The organism is Mesorhizobium sp. LNJC391B00, assembly GCF_000502535.1.
Taxonomy (GTDB): Bacteria; Pseudomonadota; Alphaproteobacteria; order Rhizobiales; family Rhizobiaceae; genus Mesorhizobium.
Window position 1 is genome coordinate 63,052 of the sequence record NZ_AYWI01000011.1, and the last position, 17,553, is coordinate 80,604.

15 protein-coding genes and 1 pseudogene are annotated in these 17,553 nt (G+C 64.0%); 12 read left to right on the top strand and 4 right to left on the bottom strand.

What is annotated here, in order from left to right; all coding sequences use genetic code 11:
* Window positions 1–157: 157 nt before the first annotated feature.
* Window positions 158–772: pseudogene (locus X750_RS01000000163290) on the top strand (Stf0 family sulfotransferase); the annotation flags it as partial.
* On the opposite strand, the gene X750_RS141380 reads toward X750_RS01000000163290, so the two are convergent.
* A complete protein-coding gene (locus X750_RS141380) occupies window positions 773–3,115 on the bottom strand; it encodes a response regulator (protein WP_023748320.1) in 2,343 nt (780 codons plus the stop codon).
* A gap of 306 nt (window positions 3,116–3,421) precedes the next feature.
* On the bottom strand, window positions 3,422–4,441 hold the full coding sequence (locus tag X750_RS141375; RefSeq protein ID WP_031243333.1) for a substrate-binding domain-containing protein: 1,020 nt from the start codon (window positions 4,439–4,441) through the stop codon (window positions 3,422–3,424).
* Window positions 4,442–4,659: 218 nt separating this feature from the next.
* On the opposite strand from X750_RS141375, the gene X750_RS141370 reads away from it, so the two are divergent.
* From X750_RS141370 to X750_RS141345, 6 genes are all read left to right on the top strand, one after another.
* Entirely contained in the window at window positions 4,660–5,493 is an 834-nt protein-coding gene (locus X750_RS141370) for an inositol monophosphatase (RefSeq protein WP_031198040.1), read from the top strand.
* 34 nt (window positions 5,494–5,527) lie between these two features.
* Complete coding sequence (locus X750_RS141365; RefSeq protein WP_031243336.1) at window positions 5,528–6,580, top strand: ABC transporter substrate-binding protein; 1,053 nt, start codon at window positions 5,528–5,530, stop codon at window positions 6,578–6,580.
* A 150-nt stretch (window positions 6,581–6,730) separates the two neighbouring features.
* On the top strand, window positions 6,731–8,875 hold the full coding sequence (locus X750_RS141360; RefSeq protein WP_023748324.1) for an iron ABC transporter permease: 2,145 nt from the start codon (window positions 6,731–6,733) through the stop codon (window positions 8,873–8,875).
* 44 nt (window positions 8,876–8,919) lie between these two features.
* The gene (locus X750_RS141355; protein ID WP_023748325.1) at window positions 8,920–9,993 is read left to right on the top strand and encodes an ABC transporter ATP-binding protein; all 1,074 of its coding nucleotides are present in this window, start codon (window positions 8,920–8,922) and stop codon (window positions 9,991–9,993) included.
* Window positions 9,994–10,091: 98 nt separating this feature from the next.
* Window positions 10,092–10,565: a carboxymuconolactone decarboxylase family protein gene (locus X750_RS141350; RefSeq protein WP_023673089.1), complete on the top strand. Its 474-nt coding sequence runs from the start codon at window positions 10,092–10,094 to the stop codon at window positions 10,563–10,565.
* Complete coding sequence (locus X750_RS141345) at window positions 10,565–11,422, top strand: sigma-70 family RNA polymerase sigma factor (RefSeq protein ID WP_023748326.1); 858 nt, start codon at window positions 10,565–10,567, stop codon at window positions 11,420–11,422. Before X750_RS141350 ends, X750_RS141345 begins: the two co-directional genes overlap by 1 nt.
* A 114-nt stretch (window positions 11,423–11,536) precedes the next feature.
* Here X750_RS141345 and X750_RS141340 read toward each other — a convergent pair whose 3' ends face one another.
* Window positions 11,537–12,121, bottom strand: a complete 585-nt coding sequence (locus X750_RS141340) for a TetR/AcrR family transcriptional regulator (RefSeq protein WP_023748327.1) — start codon at window positions 12,119–12,121, stop codon at window positions 11,537–11,539.
* A gap of 102 nt (window positions 12,122–12,223) precedes the next feature.
* On the opposite strand from X750_RS141340, the gene X750_RS141335 reads away from it, so the two are divergent.
* Together X750_RS141335 and X750_RS141330 are read left to right on the top strand one after the other, a co-directional pair.
* A complete protein-coding gene (locus X750_RS141335; RefSeq protein WP_023748328.1) occupies window positions 12,224–13,039 on the top strand; it encodes an oxidoreductase in 816 nt (271 codons plus the stop codon).
* Between the two features lie 67 nt (window positions 13,040–13,106).
* Window positions 13,107–14,108 carry an NADP-dependent oxidoreductase gene (locus tag X750_RS141330; RefSeq protein ID WP_023748329.1) on the top strand — a complete coding sequence of 334 codons (1,002 nt, stop codon included), beginning with the start codon at window positions 13,107–13,109 and terminating at the stop codon, window positions 14,106–14,108.
* A 96-nt stretch (window positions 14,109–14,204) separates the two neighbouring features.
* On the opposite strand, the gene X750_RS141325 is transcribed toward X750_RS141330, so the two are convergent.
* Window positions 14,205–15,122 (bottom strand): polyprenyl synthetase family protein, encoded by a 918-nt coding sequence (locus X750_RS141325; RefSeq protein ID WP_023742782.1) that lies wholly within the window; start codon window positions 15,120–15,122, stop codon window positions 14,205–14,207.
* A gap of 132 nt (window positions 15,123–15,254) precedes the next feature.
* Here X750_RS141325 and X750_RS141320 point away from each other — a divergent pair, with 132 nt between their 5' ends.
* The 3 genes from X750_RS141320 to X750_RS141310 all read left to right on the top strand — a co-directional run bounded on the left by X750_RS141320 (window position 15,255) and on the right by X750_RS141310 (window position 17,442).
* A complete protein-coding gene (locus X750_RS141320; RefSeq protein ID WP_050586887.1) occupies window positions 15,255–15,962 on the top strand; it encodes a transglycosylase domain-containing protein in 708 nt (235 codons plus the stop codon).
* Between the two features lie 153 nt (window positions 15,963–16,115).
* Window positions 16,116–16,298: a 50S ribosomal protein L32 gene (rpmF, locus tag X750_RS141315; RefSeq protein ID WP_008834724.1), complete on the top strand. Its 183-nt coding sequence runs from the start codon at window positions 16,116–16,118 to the stop codon at window positions 16,296–16,298.
* Between the two features lie 196 nt (window positions 16,299–16,494).
* The gene (locus X750_RS141310; protein WP_023748330.1) at window positions 16,495–17,442 is read left to right on the top strand and encodes an agmatinase; all 948 of its coding nucleotides are present in this window, start codon (window positions 16,495–16,497) and stop codon (window positions 17,440–17,442) included.
* Window positions 17,443–17,553 lie beyond the last annotated feature (111 nt).

Below are 17,553 nucleotides of genomic sequence, written 5' to 3' on the forward strand. Positions count from 1 at the left end.
AAGCGACAGAGCCCCGAGATGCGTGACGGCTACATAATCTGCGGCACGCCGAGAACCGGAAGCACCTTGCTGTGCGGCCTTCTGGCCTCGACGAAAAACAGCCGGCGATCCGCACTCGTTCTACCGGCGGCAGGACAAGGCGGAATGGGCAGAAGAGTGGAAATTGCCGCATCCCGATACGATGAGCGCGCATGACTTCGATGTCGCCTACCTCAAGGCGGCAATCAGCGCGGGAAAGGGCGGAACAGCCGTCTTCGGCTTGCGCCTGATGCGGGAAAACCTGGGTGAACTCTCGGCCATCCTCGACCGGATCTACCCAGACCTGCCATCGGACAAAGCACGCTTTGAAAAGGCCTTCGGCCGGATCCTCTACATCCATCTTTCGCGCGAAAACAAGCTGGCGCAGGCGGTGTCGCTGATCAAGGCCGAGCAGACTGGGCTTTGGCACATCGCGCCCGACGGAACCGAGATCGAACGGGTCGCACCGCCGCAGGAACCCCGCTACGATTTCAAGCGGATCCAGCGCGAGCTTGCCGAACTCGAAGCCTATGACGCGGGCTGGAACGTCTGGTTCGCGGAGCAGGGGATCGTCCCGCTGCGCATCGGCTATGAGCGCCTGTCAGGCGATCCGGCAGCGGCATTGGCATCCATCTGCAAGGCCCTGGGCGTTCCGGCGCCGAATGCCGCCGACGTAAAGCCGGGCGTCGCCAAGCTCTCGGACGAGATTAGTCTGGACTGGATGCGCCGCTATCGTCTGGACGCGGCGATTTGATCAAGCCCTCTTTACCGCGACCGTTTCGCTGAGCCATGTGCCGATCTTACTGCCGAGGCGGTCGGGCGACACCGGCTTGGGCAGATAGTCGTCCATTCCGGACTCGATACATTTGTCGCGGTCGCCCTTCAGTGCGTGAGCGGTGACGCCGATGATTGGTGTGTGATTGCCACTCGCTGCCTCCGCCGCCCGGATGGCGCGGGTCGCCTCGTAGCCGTTCATCTCCGGCATGGAGACGTCCATGAGGATCAGCTTCGGCCGCAGCGCCCGGTACATCTCAACGGCCGTGCGGCCATTGCTGGCGATGCGGTAGCTGAGGCCAAGCCCATTGAGGATTTGGCCGAACACCAGCTGGTTAACGTCATTGTCCTCGGCGATCAGAATATCGATCGGGCCGTTTGGCGTGGCGATCGATTCAGGCACTGTGGCCGCCGGAATTGCCGGGCCGCGAATGACGGTGAAGGCGGGTGGCGTCACGGGTGCCGCCTGCTGAACAACAGGCTCGCGAACGAACTGGGCCTTGCCGATCTGGGCCCGCGCTTTCTGGATGGCCGAGATGACGGTGCCGAGCAGGATGGCCGAGCGCGCCGGCTTGGTGAGATGCGCGGCGATGCCGAAATCGATGACCATCTTGCCGAAATCGACCTGGTCGACGGAGGTCAGCAGCACCACCGGGATGGCGGAGAGACGGCTGTCGGCGGAAATCGCCTTGGCGACATCGGCGCCGTTCATGCCGGGCATCTGGTAGTCGAGGATGATGCAGTCGACCGCAGCACCGAGTTGGCTGGCCCGGTCTAGAAAGGCGAGGCCGACGGCGCCGCTTTCGGCGGCCGCGCAGTCGAAGCTCCAGCTTCTGAGCTGCTCCAGCAAGATCTCGCGGTTGACCGGGTTGTCGTCGATGACCAGCACGCGGGCGCCGGTGACATCGACCGGCACGATCTCGTTGCGCGTGTCCTGCTGATGCGCCGGCAGCGGCACGGCGAACCAGAACACCGAGCCGCGGCCGATCTCGCTTTCGACGCCGATCTTGCCGCCCATCAGGTCGATGAGGCGGGCGGCGATGGCAAGGCCGAGGCCGGTGCCTTCATGGCGGCGCGTCGACGAGCCGTCGACCTGCGCGAATTTCTCGAACACGTTCTCGAGCTTCTCGGCAGGAATGCCGATGCCTGTGTCCTCGACGCGGACCTTGAGCTGGACGATGCCGTCGACCACCTCGCCGCCGACATCGATCAGCACATGGCCCTTCTCGGTGAACTTCACCGCATTGCCGAGCAGATTGGTGACGATCTGACGAAACCGTCCGGCATCGCCGACGACATGGGCAGGCAGGCGCGGGTCGACACGCACGATCAGCTCGAGGTTCTTTTCGGCGACGCGCGCCGACACCAGTGTGGCCACGTCCTCGACCGCTTCGGCAAGCCGGAAGGGTGCAGGATCGAGCGTCAGCTGACCGGCATTGATCTTGGAGAAATCGAGGATGTCGTTGATGATGGTGAGCAGCGCATTGCCGGACTTGACGATGACTTCGGTGAAGGTCTTCTGGCGCGCGTTAAGCTCGGTCTTGGCGAGCAGTTCGGCCATGCCCAGCACGCCATTCATCGGCGTGCGGATCTCATGGCTCATATTGGCCAGGAATTCCGATTTGGCGCGGTCGGCCGCTTCGGCCTTGAACAAGGATGCGGCGGATTCGGTGAAGGCGCGGCGGATCGCCTTTTCCATCGGCCGGAAGATCCAGAGGGCAACGATGGCAAGAACCGCGAACAGAAGGCCGCTTGCCCACAACAGCAGCCTGTCGCTGGAGGCGTCGGCCAGATGGCGTTCGCCATCCATGGCGGTCCGCACACGCACCAGCATCGGCTGGACGAACAGGTCGTTCTGGTTGAGGATTTCGCGCGAACTCCATTCGTCGGTCTGTTGCGCCGCCGACATCAGGTTGAAGTTGCGCACGATGTCGCGCGACGACCAGAACAGGTCGCCGTTGACGGCGGCCGACGAGAGTTCGTCCAGCGTTTTGGCCGATAGGCTCGGCTTGATCGCGGCCAACTCCGCGGACAGTGTTTCGATCTCGCTGGTCAGGCGTTGCGAATGGCCGCGCGCGGCGGCGGCAAGGCCGTCACGGGTTTCGGTGCGCCAGGTCGTGCTGGCGGTTTCGGCAAAGCTGGAGGCGTTGCGCAGGTCGCGGGTGAAGACGACGAGATTGCTGCTCAGCGCGTCGATGTCGTGGCGGAAGGAATTGACGCGATTGAGCGCAAACATCACCGCGGTGGAAGCCAGCGCAAAGATGAGCAATCCCGAGATGTAGCGGATCCGGATCGAGCGGATGAAGAAAGAATATTCCGGCATGCGCAACCCCAACACATACGCATCATTTTAACGGTCGGGATTACGCTTGATTTACATTAAAATTCCGTTCGCGCCTGGCGGGCCGTCAAGATCCTGGCTGCACGTGCCCGGAGTTGGCGCCATAGAGGGTGGCATCGCATTCGCGCATCATGCGCAGTGCTTCTTCCTCGGTCAGGCCAAACTTGCGCATCATGCTCCGGATTTCGGGGCCTACAGCTATCTCCACCGGTCTTGCCTCCTGGCGGGTCTTCCTGGCCTTTCTTGGACATCAGTTCGTTTCCCGTCTTGACCGGCACATGTTTCGCATCAGCCCTGGCCTGGCCTCACCGTGCTGCGCCAGACCATGGGCGCATGGCAGATCAGGCGGCTGCCAGCCTCCTCCCGCACGCCGGTCGCGAGCCGCACGGCGCGCCTGGCGATCTCCTCGATCGGCGGCGAGAACGTCGTCAGCCGGTAAGAGGCCCAGTCGGCCTGTTCGATGTCGTCAAAACCGATGACGCAGAGATCGCGGGGTACGTTGATGCCAAACTCGTGGCGGGCCGCATCGAGAAAGCCGCACGCAATCAGGTCGGTCACGCAGAACGCCGCATCCGGCCGCTGCCGGCCGGAAAAGAGCCGCCTGGCGCCATCGGCTCCGGTGGCATAGCCGGTGCGGCCCTCGCGCCACACGGTCACCTCCAGCCCTTCCTTCTGCGCGGCGGTAAGGAAGGCGGTTTCGCGGGAGAGCAGGCTGGGCGTGCCGGCAGCCGAGGTCACCAAAGCGGGGCGGGTACAGCCGGCCCGGATGAAGGCATGCAGCGCTGCCTCTGCGGCTGCAGCGTTGTCGACACCGATATTGTGCGGGCCGTCGAAGCGGTCATCGCGATTGATCAGCACCAGCCGCTGGCCGTTCTCAAGACAGGTGCGGATCAGCAACTGCGGCGGCGAGCCGGACAGAACGATGCTCGCATCGGCGCGATAGTTCAGCGTGTTGCGCAGCGCCTGGTCGACATGGTGGCTGGGGCCGGAGGTGTTGAACACCATGGCCATTTTGCCGGCGTCCCGCAGATGTTGGGTCAGCGCCTTCTGCAGGCGGGCATGATAGGGCGTGTCGCCATCGGCAACGATGAGGCAGACGATGCCGGTCGAAGCCCGCATCAGGCCGCGAGCCAGATGGTTGACGTGATAGCCGAGTTGCTCGGCCGCCAGCATCACCCGTTCGCGGGTTTCCCCGGAAACGGAAGCGCCGGGCGTGAAGGTACGTGACACGGCCGAGCGCGAAACCCCGGCGAGGTCGGCAACCTGCTGGGCGCTGGAAAAACCGGTGCGGATTCTCGGAACCGTCAAGCGAACGCTCTCGCTGCTGTTTTCGTGATTCTTTGCACGCCCGTGCAATGTAATGCAACTCTTCTGCCATTGCCACCCACCGCACTTGACAGGCATGGCGGAATGCAACAGCTTTGCACAGCCGTGCAATACAAGCCGGCTCAAGAGTGGCATCGGAGGAATACCCTGTCCATTTCGCCGAAGACGGCATTGAGGGCGCGACTGTCCGGACCGGCTGCATGAGCAGGGCGGCGGCGCATCCGAAGGCGGACCGGCTGTCCGAGGCCGAGATGGACAGGCGTGCCGAGGTCTGCCGGAAACTGCTTGTCACGGCCGGGCAACTGGCGATGGAAGGCTATGCCCGGCAGGGCGCCGTCCAGCCGGTGGCGATGAAAGGCCCGCAGGATTTTCTCACTGAAACCGACGGCAAGGTCGAGGAGCACATCCGCGCGACGCTGGCAGACGCTTTTCCGCAGGACGGGTTTTTGGGCGAGGAAGGCGGTGGCATCGGCTCTGCCCGCATGTGGGTCGTCGACCCCATCGACGGCACCGCCAATTTCATGCGCGGTATTCCGCATTTCTGCATTTCGATAGCTTTCGTCGAGGACGGCCGCAGCGAGATCGGCGGCATTGCCAATCCGGCCATCGGCGAAACGTATTTTGCCCGTCGCGGGCAAGGCGCGACACGCAATGGCGCGCCGATCCATGTTTCGCCGACGCAAGCGTTCGACCGTGCCTTTGTGGAGTTCGGCTGGTCGCCGAGGATTCCGAACCGTGAGTATCTCGACAAGGTGAGCCTGGTGTGGGCGCTCGGCGCCAATGTACGCCGCTCCGGCTCCGGAGCGCTTGGGCTGGCCTATGTGGCCGACGGCCGCTCGGATGCCTATGCCGAGCTGCACATCAATTCGTGGGACTGCCTGGCCGGATTGCTGCTGGTGGAGGAGGCCGGCGGCCGTGTGAACCGGTTCCTCGACGGCGACGGCATGGCGAAGGGCAATCCCGTGCTAGCGGCAGCACCCGGCGTTGCGGCGACATTGTCCCAGGTGATCGGAGTGCCGCTCGACGACGGGTAGATCGTTTCCAGTGAGAAGACAGGGAGGAATATCGATGAAGACATTTGACAGTAAGCGAGGCTTGCGCGCCGCCTGGCTTGGCCTTGGCGCGGCGCTGGCCATGTTCGGATTGGCGAGTGCCGCCCAGGCGGCCGACCGCAGCCTCACAATGTATTGCGCCGTCGACGAGGCCTGGTGCCGGGCGATGGCGACCACCTACCAGAAGGAGACGGGCGTCAGCGTCGACATGACCCGCATGAGCGCCGGCGAAATCTACGCCCGCCTCCGGGCCGAGAAGGACAATCCGCAAGCCGATATCTGGTGGGGCGGCACCGGCGACCCGCATCTGCAGGCGGCGGAAGAGGGCCTCACCCAGGAATACAAGTCGCCGCAACTGGCAAACTTGCGCGACTGGGCGCTGAAGCAGGCCGACAGGTCGAAGAACCGCACGGTCGGCATTTATCTCGGTGCACTCGGCTATGGCTACAATGAGGAAGATCTGAAGCAGCGCGGGCTGACCGCGCCGGCGTGCTGGGCCGATCTGGTCAAGCCGGAATTCCAGGGCGAGATCGAGATGGCCGACCCGAATTCATCGGGCACGGCCTGGACCATGCTTGCCACCATCGTCCAGCTGATGGGCGAGGACAAGGCATTCGACTATCTCAAGCAGCTCAACAAGAACATCGCCGAATACACCAAGGCAGGGGCCGCGCCGGCGCTCGCCGTCGGCAAGGGCGAGACGCTGATCGGCATCTCCTTCCAGCACGACGTGATCAATGCCGCGAAACAGAACCCTGCCGTGAAGGTGGTGTCGCCTTGCGAAGGCACCGGCTTCGAGATCGGCTCGATGAGCATCGTGACGGGCGCCAAGCATGCCGAAGAGGCGCAGAAATTCTACGACTGGGCGCTGAGCCCGGATGCGCAGAAGCTCGCGGCGCCGAACGGCAGCTTCCAGATTCCGTCGAACACCGCCACGCCGGTGCCGCCCGAGGCGCCGGACCTCTCGAAGATCAAGCTGATCGACTACGACTTCGCCAAATACGGCTCGTCGGCCGAACGCAAGCGGCTGTTGAAGAAGTTCACCGACGAGGTCCGCAATGGCGGCTGAGCGCGTTCTTTCGTGCTCACTCTAGCATCTGATCGCCGGCTGCCCTTCGCGGCAGCTGGCGCACCATCCTTTGGCACAGAAAGACATTGAATGGCCGCGGCCGGTTCCATGGTCAGTTCCGCTCCTGGACGCAGCGCGCTCGCCTGGGTAATGGCCGCGTGGGCGAGCTTCGTGCTCTTGCCTTGGTACAAGGTCGAAGGCCGCTTCCTGTCGTTCGACTGGCTGGCACAGCCGGCGGATGCGACGCCGGCCATCATACTGGCGCTCGGTGGCCGGCCCTGGCTGTTGCCGCTTGTCCTGCCGCTTCTGCTGGCGAGCTGGCTGGTGGCGCGCAACAAACCCAAGAGCCTTGCGATTGCAGGCGCGGCGGGCCTGCTGTGGCTGGCCATCGAAGGCTTTTCCATCATCCATTCGGGCTGGGGATTTGGCTTGCTTACCCAGGTCGCCGGCACGCCGGGACCGATACAGCCGGGGCTCGGCTGGGGCGCTGCGCTCTATGCCGTGGCGATGCTGATGTTCATCGCCGAGGCGCTCGCCGCGCGCGGCTGGTGCAAGGGCGACCGTTTCGTCGTCGGCTCGCTCTCAATCGTGATTGCTTCGCTGATCCTGTTCGTCGCCTATCCGCTGCTGTCGATCCTCACCTCGGCCATCAAGGATAATGACGGCAATGTCGTGCCGGCGCTGTTCGTCGAAAAGATCTTCAGCGCCAACATATGGAGCCTGCGCTGCCTCTATGGCGAGGGCTCCTGCGGCGTGGCGTGGAACACGGTGGCGATCGCAGTCCTCGTCGGCTTTTTCTGCACGGCGCTTGGGCTGGCTCTGGCGCTGATTGCGCTTCGCACCAAGCTGCCGGCCAAATGGCTGCTGCGCGGCCTGTCCATCCTGCCGATCATCACGCCGCCCTTCGTCATCGGCCTGGCGCTGATCCTGCTGTTCGGCCGCGCCGGCATCGTCACCAACCTCATGTCGGTGCATCTCGGCATTCCGCGCAGCCGCTGGATCTATGGCATGGCCGGCATCACCATCGCGCAGGTGCTGGCCTTCACGCCGATCGCCTTCCTGGTTCTGGTCGGCGTGCTGCAAGGGGTCAGCCCGAGCATGGAGGAGGCGTCGCAGACCTTGCGCGCCAGTCGCTGGCGGACGTTTCGCACCGTCACCTGGCCGTTGATCCGGCCGGGCCTGGCCAGCGCCTTCCTGATCTCGTTCATCGAGAGCATGGCCGATTTCGCCAATCCGCTGGTGCTGGGAGGCAATTTCAACGTGCTGTCGACCGATATATTCTTCGCGGTGGTTGGCGCGGCGCACGACCAGGGCCGCGCGGCGGTGCTGGCGATCGTGCTGTTGATGTTCACGCTGGCAGCCTTCGTCATCCAGCGCCGCTGGATCGGCAGCCGCAGCTACGTCACCGTCGCAGGCAAGGGCGATGGCGGCGTACCGGCGACGCTGCCCAAGGCCTTGCGGATCGGCTGCTACGCCGCCGTCGTTCCGTGGCTGGTTCTGACCATCGTGGTCTACGGCATCATCCTGAGCGGCGGTTTCGTGCAATCGATCGGGCGCGACAACACGCCGACGCTCGAATATTTCCTCACCGCCTTTTCGATCGAGAAAGGCGTCAATGGCTGGTTTTTCAGCGGCTCGGCCTGGCCGTCGCTGCTGATGACCATCGGCCTGGCGCTGGTGGCGATGCCGTTCACCGCGGCGCTCGGCATCCTGACGGCCTATCTGCTCGACCGGCAGCGTTTCGCCGGGCGCACCATGTTCGAGTTCCTGGCCATGATGAGTTTCGCGATTCCCGGCACGGTAATCGGCGTCAGCTATATCCTTGCCTTCAACGTGCCGCCGGTGCAATTGACCGGCACCGGGCTGATCATCGTGATCTCCTTCATCTTCCGCAACATGCCGGTGGCGATCCGTGCCGGGCTCGCCAATCTGGGCCAGATCGACAAGAGCCTGGACGAGGCATCGCTGACGCTTGGGGCGCGGTCTTTTGCTACCTTGCGGCGGGTGATCCTGCCGATCCTGAAGCCGGCGATCGTGACCGCGATGATCTACAGTTTCGTGCGCGCGGTGACGGCGGTCAGCGCCGTCATCTTCCTGGCGAGCGGCCGGTTCAACCTCGCCACGGTCTACATTGTCGGGCGCGCAGATGTCGGCGAATACGGCATCGCGATTGTCTATTCGGCGGTGATGATCGTCGTCATGATGGTCATCCTCATCGGCATCCAGCTGCTGGTCGGCGAACGCCGGCTCGGCCGGCGCCGGCCTGGTCCGGAAGCCGTTGTGGCAGCAATCTGATGGGGAGAAGCGGCGTGGATCAGACGGCGAAGACTGTTGCCCCGATTGCGACGGACAGGCCAGCGGTGCGGTTCGAGGGCGTCACCAAGAAATATGGCGCGGTGACCGCCGTCGACAACGTCAGCTTCGACATCGCGCCGGCCAGCCTGGTGACGCTGCTCGGGCCCTCGGGTTGCGGCAAGACGACGACGCTCAGGCTGATCGCCGGGCTGGAACAGACCAGCACCGGGCGCATCCTGATCGACGACAAGGACGTCACCTTGCTGTCCGCCGCCGAGCGCGATGTCTCCATGGTTTTCCAGTCCTATGCGCTGTTTCCGCATATGAACGTGATGGAGAATGTCAGCTACGGCCTGCGGGCGATGGGGCTTGGCAGGGCGCAGGCAGCCGAGCGCGCCGCCGAAAAGCTGTCGCTTGTCGGCCTGTCCGGCTACGAGAAACGCCAGCCGAGCGAATTGTCCGGCGGCCAGCAGCAGCGTGTCGCGGTGGCGCGCGCTATCGTGCTGGAGCCGAAGGTGCTGTTGTTCGACGAGCCGCTGTCCAATCTCGACGCCAAGCTGCGCCGGCGGGTGCGCGACGAAATCCGCGGCCTGCAGCAGGATCTGGCACTGACCATGGTCTATGTGACGCATGACCAGGAAGAGGCGCTCGCCGTCTCCGACCGCATCATCGTCATGAACGCCGCTCGCGTCGCCCAGGACGGCACGCCGCGCGACCTCTACAACGAGCCGACCAACCGTTTCATCGCCGACTTCATGGGCGACGCCAATCTGCTCGATGTCGAGGTGCTTTCCAGCAATGCGACCAGTGCCAGGGTCAAGGTCGGACCCTTGCTGCTCGACATGCCGGCTCGCGGTAACGCTCCGGGACCGGCGATGCTCGCTGTGCGCCCGAATGCCGTGCGCATCCTGGCCGACCAGGCAGCCACCGGCCGGATGAGGGGCCGGGTGATCAAGAGCTCGTATCTCGGCGACCACATGGAATACCGGATCGCGATCAGCGATCCGGCGGTCGAACTGTTCGCGACATCGCCTGATGTCACACCCGCTGTGGCGGAAGGGACGATGGTCGGGATCGATTTCGATCCGGCGAAGATCGTGCTGATCAAAGACGATTGAACGCGCCGGGAAAGCACCTTCGAAAAAATCCAGCCTGAATGTCACACCGGCCGGACCTGCCTCGTCATGATGGCGTACCCAACACAAGGACTGCAATCATGACCGCCAAAATCGACCTCTTCGCCGCCGCCCCTGCGCTGATCAAGCAGTGGCAGCGCGCATCGACCGAACTCTCCGTCGCCGCCGGGCTCGAGCACAGCCTCAACGAGCTGGTGAAGCTTCGGGCGTCGCAGATCAATGGCTGCGCCAACTGCATCAATCTGCATGCCACCGAAGCGCGCGAGAATGGCGAGACCGAGCAGCGCATCTATCTGCTGCCGGCCTGGCGCGAAGCGCCCTGCTACAGCGACCGCGAGCGTGCCGCGCTCGGCTGGACCGATGCGCTGACGCGCCTCTCGGAAGGACAGGACCGCGAAAGCGCCTATGATGATCTTAAGGCGCATTTCACCGAGGAGGAGCAGGTGAAGCTCACCGTTTTGATAAACATCATCAATGGCTGGAACCGCATCGCCGTTGGCTTCGGGCTCTACACCGACGCAGCAACGATACGCGCCAGCGCCAAGGCGGCCTGATGACGGCGACGGCACCCGACGACGCGGCAGCGGGCTTCGGCCCGCTGCGTCCGAAGCTGATGCGGGTCGCCTATCGCATGCTGGGCTCGGTGAGCGACGCCGAGGATGTCGTGCAGGATGCCTTCATCCGCTGGATGGGGACCGACCGCTCGCAGGTTCGCGAGCCAGAAGCGTTCCTGCGCCGCACGGTGACGCGGCTTTGCCTTGACCAGCTCAAATCCACGCGGCGCCAGCGCGAGACCTATATCGGCCCTTGGCTGCCCGAGCCGATTGTGGAAGAGGACGATCTTGAAGATGTCACCTTGCCGCTGATGTTGGCGCTGGAGCGGCTTTCGCCGCTTGAGCGGGCGGCCTTTCTCCTGCACGATGTGTTCGGGCTGGAATTCGAGGAGGTCGCGACCGCCATCGAGCGCGATTCAGCCGCCTGCCGCCAGCTTGCCGCTCGCGCACGGGGCCATGTCCGCCAGGCGCGGCCCCGCTTCAAGGTGGAGAAGCAGCGTGGCCTGGAGATCGCCGAAGCTTTTTTCGCGGCATCGCGCAGCGGCGACATGCAGGCGCTCGGCGCGCTGCTGACGGAAGATGTCAGCGCTCATGCCGATGGCGGCGGCAAGCGTCCGGCGGCTTTGGCGCCGGTGCTGGGCTTCGACGCCGTCATGAAGCAATACGCGCAAGTCGCGGCCTGGCTGCGCGACAATCGCTCGACGCTGGTGCGCATCGGCTTCGTCAATGGACTGCCGGGGTTCGTCACGCGGGAGGCCGATGGCGAATTGCAGACCACCGCGCTTGACATCGAGGACGGCAAGATCGCGGCCGTCTATGTCATGCGCAATCCCGACAAGCTCAGGCATCTGCACTAGACCTGAGATTGAATCGGGCGAAATAGCGGTTCGGCCTGCCTCCAAAGGCCGGCCTTTCCTGTGTGCGACCCGCATGACGATGTCAGGGGGCCTTTTGCGGTTGCCGCCCCCAACCTAGGATGCCTTCTCACCCTCAGATGTCTGGATCAGCCTGCGCGCGGCATCTGCTCCTGCCGCAAGGAAGCGATCCGACAATTCGGTCCCTGCCACCGCGCGGGCCAGTTGAAGCGCGCCGATGAGGGTCGCAAAGACGCCCATGGCAACGCCTTCCGGATCCCTGGCGTGCGGAAGCGCTGCAGACAACTGGCGCACCAGAACCAGCAAGCGTTCGGTATAGACTTGTCGCGTTTCGAGCGGCTGACGCGCGAGTTCCGGGAGCAGCGCGGCGTTGGCGCAGCCCGTTCCCGGGTTGTCCCGGTGCGCAGCTGACAGATACGCCGCTATGCCCATCTCCGGACCACCGGCGGCCAATACCTCCTGCAGTTGCTGCACCTGGCTCTCCAGTGCCGCTACAAGGCTTTCACGCACGAGCTCCGCCTTGGACTGGAAATGCGGATAGAAGGCTCCGTTCGTCAGTCCGGCGTCGCCCATAATGGCTGCCAGTCCGGACGCGGCGATGCCGTCACCGCGAAAACGCTGGGCTGCGACCGCCACGATGCGATCGCGAGAGGCGTCCTTTCGGCCCTTTTCGTAGCGCATGGCGCTCTTCCTTTCTGCTATTGCATTATAGGTGTAATGTGATATTACGATCATAATTCAATCAACGGCAAAAAGCTAGCCCTCATGTCTGTGGAGTATCAAATGAGTACCCTTTCGGGAAGAACCGCAGTCGTGACCGGAGCCTCTTCGGGCATCGGCCGCGCCAGTGCCGAGGCCTTGGCGCGGGCGGGGTATACCGTCTTCGGGACAAGCCGCAGCAAGGCCGGCAACGGCCCGGCTAAGGTGTCCATGCTGACCTGCGACGTGACCGACGGGGAGTCCGTCAGCGCCCTCGTTGCAACCGTGCTGGCCCAGACCGGTCGTATCGATCTGCTGGTGAACAATGCCGGTGTCGGCCTGCTTGGCGGCGCCGAGGAATCTTCGGTCGCACAGGTGCAGGCTCTGTTCGACGTCAATCTGTTCGGCGTCATGCGCATGACCAATGCGGTGTTGCCGTCGATGCGGCGCCGCGGCCAAGGGCGCATCGTCAACATCGGCTCGATTCTAGGATTGGTGCCCGCGCCATACTCAGCGCACTACTCGGCGGTCAAGCACGCGCTGGAGGGCTATTCGGAATCGCTCGATCATGAGGTTCGCGCCTTCAACATTCGCGTCTCGGTCATCGAGCCGGCATTCGTGCGCACCGTCTTCGACCAGAACGGCATCGAGCCGGATTCCCTGTTGAAGGACTACGATCAGGCGCGCGCCGGTCTCAAGGCGCTGCTTGCCGATGTGATGCCCAAAGCCGATCGGCCGGAAGTGGTGGCGGATGTGGTCGTCAAGGCAGCGACCGACGCCCGTCCGCGACGGCGCTATACCGCAGGGAAGGCAGCGCGCCAGGTCAGCCTGCTGCGCCGCTTCGCCCCCGCGGGGATGTTCGACAAGACCTTGCGCAAGCAGTTCCGCCTGCCGGTCTGAACAACGGTGGGACGGAGAATTCACACACAAACGGCACACCAACGGACACTCTCAGAAAGTCACTGCCATGAAGGCATTCGTTGTCGATAAATATAGCAAGAAAGGCATTTTGCGGCTGGCCGAGATGCCGGAGCCGGAGCTGCTGGACAATGACGTCCTGGTCGAGGTCCATGCCGCCGGGGTGAACCTGCTGGATTCCAAAATCAGGACCGGCGAATTCAAACTCGTCCTTCCCTATCGCCGGCCCTTCATCCTCGGTCACGACGTTGCCGGGAGGGTTGTCAGGGTGGGCTCGAAAGTCCGCAAATTCAAACCCGGCGACGCCGTCTATGCGCGGCCGCGCGACGGCCGGATCGGGACATTCGCCGAATTCATCGCAATCGATGAAGCCGACGTGGCGCTGAAGCCGGCGAACCTCAGCATGGAAGAGGCGGCCTCGATCCCGCTGGTCGGTCTGACCGCCTGGCAGGCTCTCATCGAGAGGGCGGGTCTGAAGACAGGCCAGAAGATCTTCATCCAGGCTGGCTCCGGCGGCGTGGGGACATTCGCCATCCAGTTGGCAAAGCACCTCGGCGCGATCGTTGCGACAACAGCGGGCGCGGCAAGCAACGATCTGGTCAGGGATCTCGGCGCCGATGTCGTCGTCGACTACAGGAAGGACGACTTCGAGAAAATCCTGTCGGGCTACGACGTCGTCCTGAACAGCCAGGACGCCAAGACGCTTGAGAAATCCCTGACTGTGCTGAAACCGGGTGGGAAGCTCATCTCGATTTCCGGTCCTCCGGATCCCGAATTTGCCTGGAAACAGGGACTGAACGTGGTGCTAAGGCTGCTGCTGCGGCTGCTGAGCCGTGGTATCAGGACCAAAGCCAAGCGCCGGGGCGTGGGATTTTCGTTCCTGTTCATGTCGGCGCAAGGTGAGCAGCTGAGCAAAATCACGTCCCTCATCGAAGATGGGGCGATTCGCCCGGTCGTCGACAGGGTCTTTCCTTTTGAAGCGACCAATGAGGCGCTGGCTTACGTCGAAACAGGACGCGCCAAGGGCAAGGTCGTCGTCAAGGTCAGATAGCGCGCCCAGTTGCTTTGGGGCATTTGAGAGACACCAAGCAAGGCAGCGCAAGGCCGACAAATTCCGAAAACGGTTCGGCATCCGATTGCCCAAACCTCAGTTGTTGCGGATTGCCACGAAGCTTGCCGCTGCCTTCAGCAAGGCTGCCTGTTCACCGTAAGGCTCAAGCAATTCATGGGCCTGCTTGACCAGCCCATGGAGCTGGCTGCGCGCCCAGTTCGCGCCATGCAGCGCGACCAGCGTCGCCTTGCCGGCGGCTGCGTCCTTGCCGGTCGCCTTGCCCATCTGGCTGGCATCGGCGGTCAGGTCGAGCAGGTCGTCGGCAAGCTGGAAGGCAAGCCCGACCGCCGAGCCGAATTCGGCCAGCCGGTCGCGGTCCTGCGGTGCAGCGCCGGCAATGATCGCGCCGGCTTCGCAGGCGTAGCGGATCAGCGCGCCGGTTTTCATCGCCTGCAGCCGGACGATGCCGGCCTCGTCCGGCCTGTTGCGCTCGGCTTCGAGATCGAGCGTCTGCCCGCCGACCATGCCCCCCGTGCCGGCGGCGCGCGCCAGCGCCAGCACCAGCGCCGCCCTGCGCTCCGCCGGCAGCGCCGTCGCCTCATCGGCGAGGACATCGAAGGCAAGCGTCAGAAGCGCATCGCCGGCAAGTATGGCGGTGGCTTCATCGAAGGCCTTGTGCACGGTCGGCTGGCCGCGGCGCAGATCGTCGTCGTCCATGGCAGGCAGATCGTCATGGATCAGCGAATAGCAATGCACGCATTCGAGCGCCGCCGCCACGCGCATCGCCGCCTCGCCATCGGCGCCAAAAAGGGCGGCACTTTCCATGACCAGGAAGGGGCGCAGCCGCTTGCCGCCGTTCAGCACGCCATGGCGCATGGCCGCCATCAGACGCTCCGGCCGGGCGATCTCGCCGGCAAGCGTGCGGCCGTCGAGCAGCAGCCTGAGCCCGGCCTCGATCGCCGCCGCCCGCCCCAGAAGTGCGGCCTCAAAGGCCAATTGCTCGTCTTTCGTCATGGCCGGGAGCGGTAGCCGACACTCAGACGTTGCGCAAGAAGCCTCGCGCCATTATGCCGGAGGCGGGAGAGTGGCGCGGGTGGGGGCGGCTTGACGGAACCGATCGTCGATCATGAAACCGAAGGGTTTGAGATGGCGCGACCAAGGCGCGTGAACCGCGCCGGTCTGAAGCGCCTGGCACGGCGTGGCCTGGTCGTCGCCGTCGTGCTGGCGGCGATACCCATTGGGCTGACCTTCCTCTATCTGCCGTCCTTCGTGCATCCGATATCGACCTTGATGGTCAAAGACCTCGCGACCTTCTCCGGTTACGACCGGCGCTGGGTGTCGATCGACGATGTGTCGCCGGTGCTGGCCAATTCGGTGATCATGTCGGAGGACGGGCAGTTCTGCTTCCATCGCGGCATCGATCTCGGCGAATTGCGCGGCGTCGTCGACGACGCGCTGGCCGGCGAAGCGACGCGCGGCGCCTCCACCATCACCATGCAGACGGTGAAGAACCTTTTCCTGTGGTCGCGGCCGCTGGGCTCGGTGCGCAAGGTGGTCGAACTGCCGCTGGCCGTCTATTTCGACGCGGTGATGTCAAAACGACGGATCATGGAGATCTACCTCAACATCGCCGAATGGGGGCCGGGCATTTACGGCATCGAGGCGGCGGCGCAGCATCATTTCGGGGTTTCGGCCAAACAGCTGTCGCGGCGGCAGGCGGCATTGCTCGCCGTCTCGTTGCCCAATCCGATCGCCCGCAATCCGGCCAAGCCCGGTCCGGGTCTGCGGCGCCTGGCGTCGCTGATCGAACGCCGCGCCGGCCGTTCGGGCGCGTATGTCGGTTGTCTTGATTAGGTAGAACCGCTGCCAGTTCAAAAAAAATCGCCACGGTGCTGGCCAAAACGGCGCAGGGCGTGTATAGGCACCCGACTTTCTCAGATTATGGCCCTGACGCGGCCCTTTCACGAGGGCTATCGGGGCATTTTGACCATGTAGTGGAGCATATCCATGGCCGTTCCGAAACGAAAAACCTCTCCGTCCAAGCGCGGCATGCGCCGCTCGGCCGACGCTCTCAAGGCCCCGACCTATGTCGAGGACAAGAATTCCGGCGAAATGCGCCGCCCGCACCATATCGACCTGAAGACCGGCATGTATCGCGGTCGCCAGGTGCTGACGCCCAAGGAAAGCTGAGACCAGCTTTCGAAGGGTTTGAATGCCAAAAGAACCGGCCATTGGCCGGTTTTTTTGCGTTTGGTGCGCGTCGCGCCGCCAACTATGCCAAAGACCGGGCGTCCGTGGCGATACAAGCTGCGGCGGCGGTGCTGTATTGAGTGATGCCTTGTCGCGGCGCTTCCGCGCGATGATCGGCCGGCTTCAGAGGGACCGCATGACCAAGCTCACCACAGCACCGCGCGATATCTTCCAGACCTTCATGAACTTCCCGCTGGTCGAGGACCTCGATGCGCTGAAGGCGGATGTCGCCATCATCGGCATGCCTTACGGCAGTCCCTACACGATCGACGAGTTGGTCAACGACCAGACCAACGCGCCGACGGCGGTGCGGCGCGCCTCGCAGCGCATCAGCCTCGGGCTCGACCGCTATGATTTCGACATTGGCGGAACCCTGTTTGACGGGCAGGACGTCAAGGTGGTCGATGTCGGCGATGTCCCCGGCGATGCCGCCGGCGGCCACTACAGGTTGGCCGAAGCGGCGATCCGAAAGATCCGCGTCGCCGGCGCCTTGCCGATCACCATTGGCGGCGATCACGGCATTCCGATCCCGATCCTGCGGGCGCTTGACGGCGAAGGGCCGATCACCCTGGTTCAGATCGATGCCCATCTCGACTGGCGCGACAATGTCAACGGGGTCAGGGAAGGCTATTCCAGCCCCATCCGCCGCGCTTCGGAGATGGCGCATATAGCCGGGATTTTCCTGCTCGGCATCCGCGGCCAGGGCAGCGCCCGGCTCGAGGAGGTCGAGGCGGCCCGCGCCTACGGCTCCAACATCGTCACCGCCAATGAATGGCAGGATATCGGTACGGCGGCGCTGCTCAAGCGCATCCCGGACCGTGGCCGCTATTACCTGACCATCGATGCCGACGGTCTCGATCCCGCTGTCATGCCGGCGGTCGAAGGCCCGGCGCCTGGCGGCATCAGCTACCGGCAGACGATCGAACTGGTCAAGGGGCTGTTCGCCAAGGGACGTGTCGTCGGCATCGACATCGTCGAGATCGCGCCGGCGCGCGACGTCAACGAGATCACCTCGATGACCGCCGGCCTTTTCATCCTCAACGCTATCGGCGCCGCCGTGCGGACAGGCCAGTTCAAGCGCTGAATCCCGGCGTGTCGGTGGTCAGCCGGGGCAACTGTGGCTGACAGGGTTGTTTCGCGCGGTCTTTTTCCGTGTTTGCGGGCGCTAGCGAAAAATCTTGACGGCGTGCCTGCG

Excerpts from the sequence above, each read along its gene's own strand:
- X750_RS141380 (WP_023748320.1), bottom strand. The coding sequence starts at position 3,115 with ATGCCGGAATATTCTTTCTTCATCCGCTCGATCCGGATCCGCTACATC.
- X750_RS141345 (WP_023748326.1), top strand. The coding sequence starts at position 10,565 with ATGACGGCGACGGCACCCGACGACGCGGCAGCGGGCTTCGGCCCGCTG.
- X750_RS141330 (WP_023748329.1), top strand. The coding sequence starts at position 13,107 with ATGAAGGCATTCGTTGTCGATAAATATAGCAAGAAAGGCATTTTGCGG.
- X750_RS141340 (WP_023748327.1), bottom strand. The coding sequence starts at position 12,121 with ATGCGCTACGAAAAGGGCCGAAAGGACGCCTCTCGCGATCGCATCGTG.
- X750_RS141320 (WP_050586887.1), top strand. The coding sequence starts at position 15,255 with ATGGCGCGACCAAGGCGCGTGAACCGCGCCGGTCTGAAGCGCCTGGCA.
- X750_RS141310 (WP_023748330.1), top strand. The coding sequence starts at position 16,495 with ATGACCAAGCTCACCACAGCACCGCGCGATATCTTCCAGACCTTCATG.
- X750_RS141325 (WP_023742782.1), bottom strand. The coding sequence starts at position 15,122 with ATGACGAAAGACGAGCAATTGGCCTTTGAGGCCGCACTTCTGGGGCGG.
- rpmF (WP_008834724.1), top strand. The coding sequence starts at position 16,116 with ATGGCCGTTCCGAAACGAAAAACCTCTCCGTCCAAGCGCGGCATGCGC.
- X750_RS141370 (WP_031198040.1), top strand. The coding sequence starts at position 4,660 with ATGAGCAGGGCGGCGGCGCATCCGAAGGCGGACCGGCTGTCCGAGGCC.
- X750_RS141360 (WP_023748324.1), top strand. The coding sequence starts at position 6,731 with ATGGCCGCGTGGGCGAGCTTCGTGCTCTTGCCTTGGTACAAGGTCGAA.
- X750_RS141365 (WP_031243336.1), top strand. The coding sequence starts at position 5,528 with ATGAAGACATTTGACAGTAAGCGAGGCTTGCGCGCCGCCTGGCTTGGC.
- X750_RS141350 (WP_023673089.1), top strand. The coding sequence starts at position 10,092 with ATGACCGCCAAAATCGACCTCTTCGCCGCCGCCCCTGCGCTGATCAAG.
- X750_RS141335 (WP_023748328.1), top strand. The coding sequence starts at position 12,224 with ATGAGTACCCTTTCGGGAAGAACCGCAGTCGTGACCGGAGCCTCTTCG.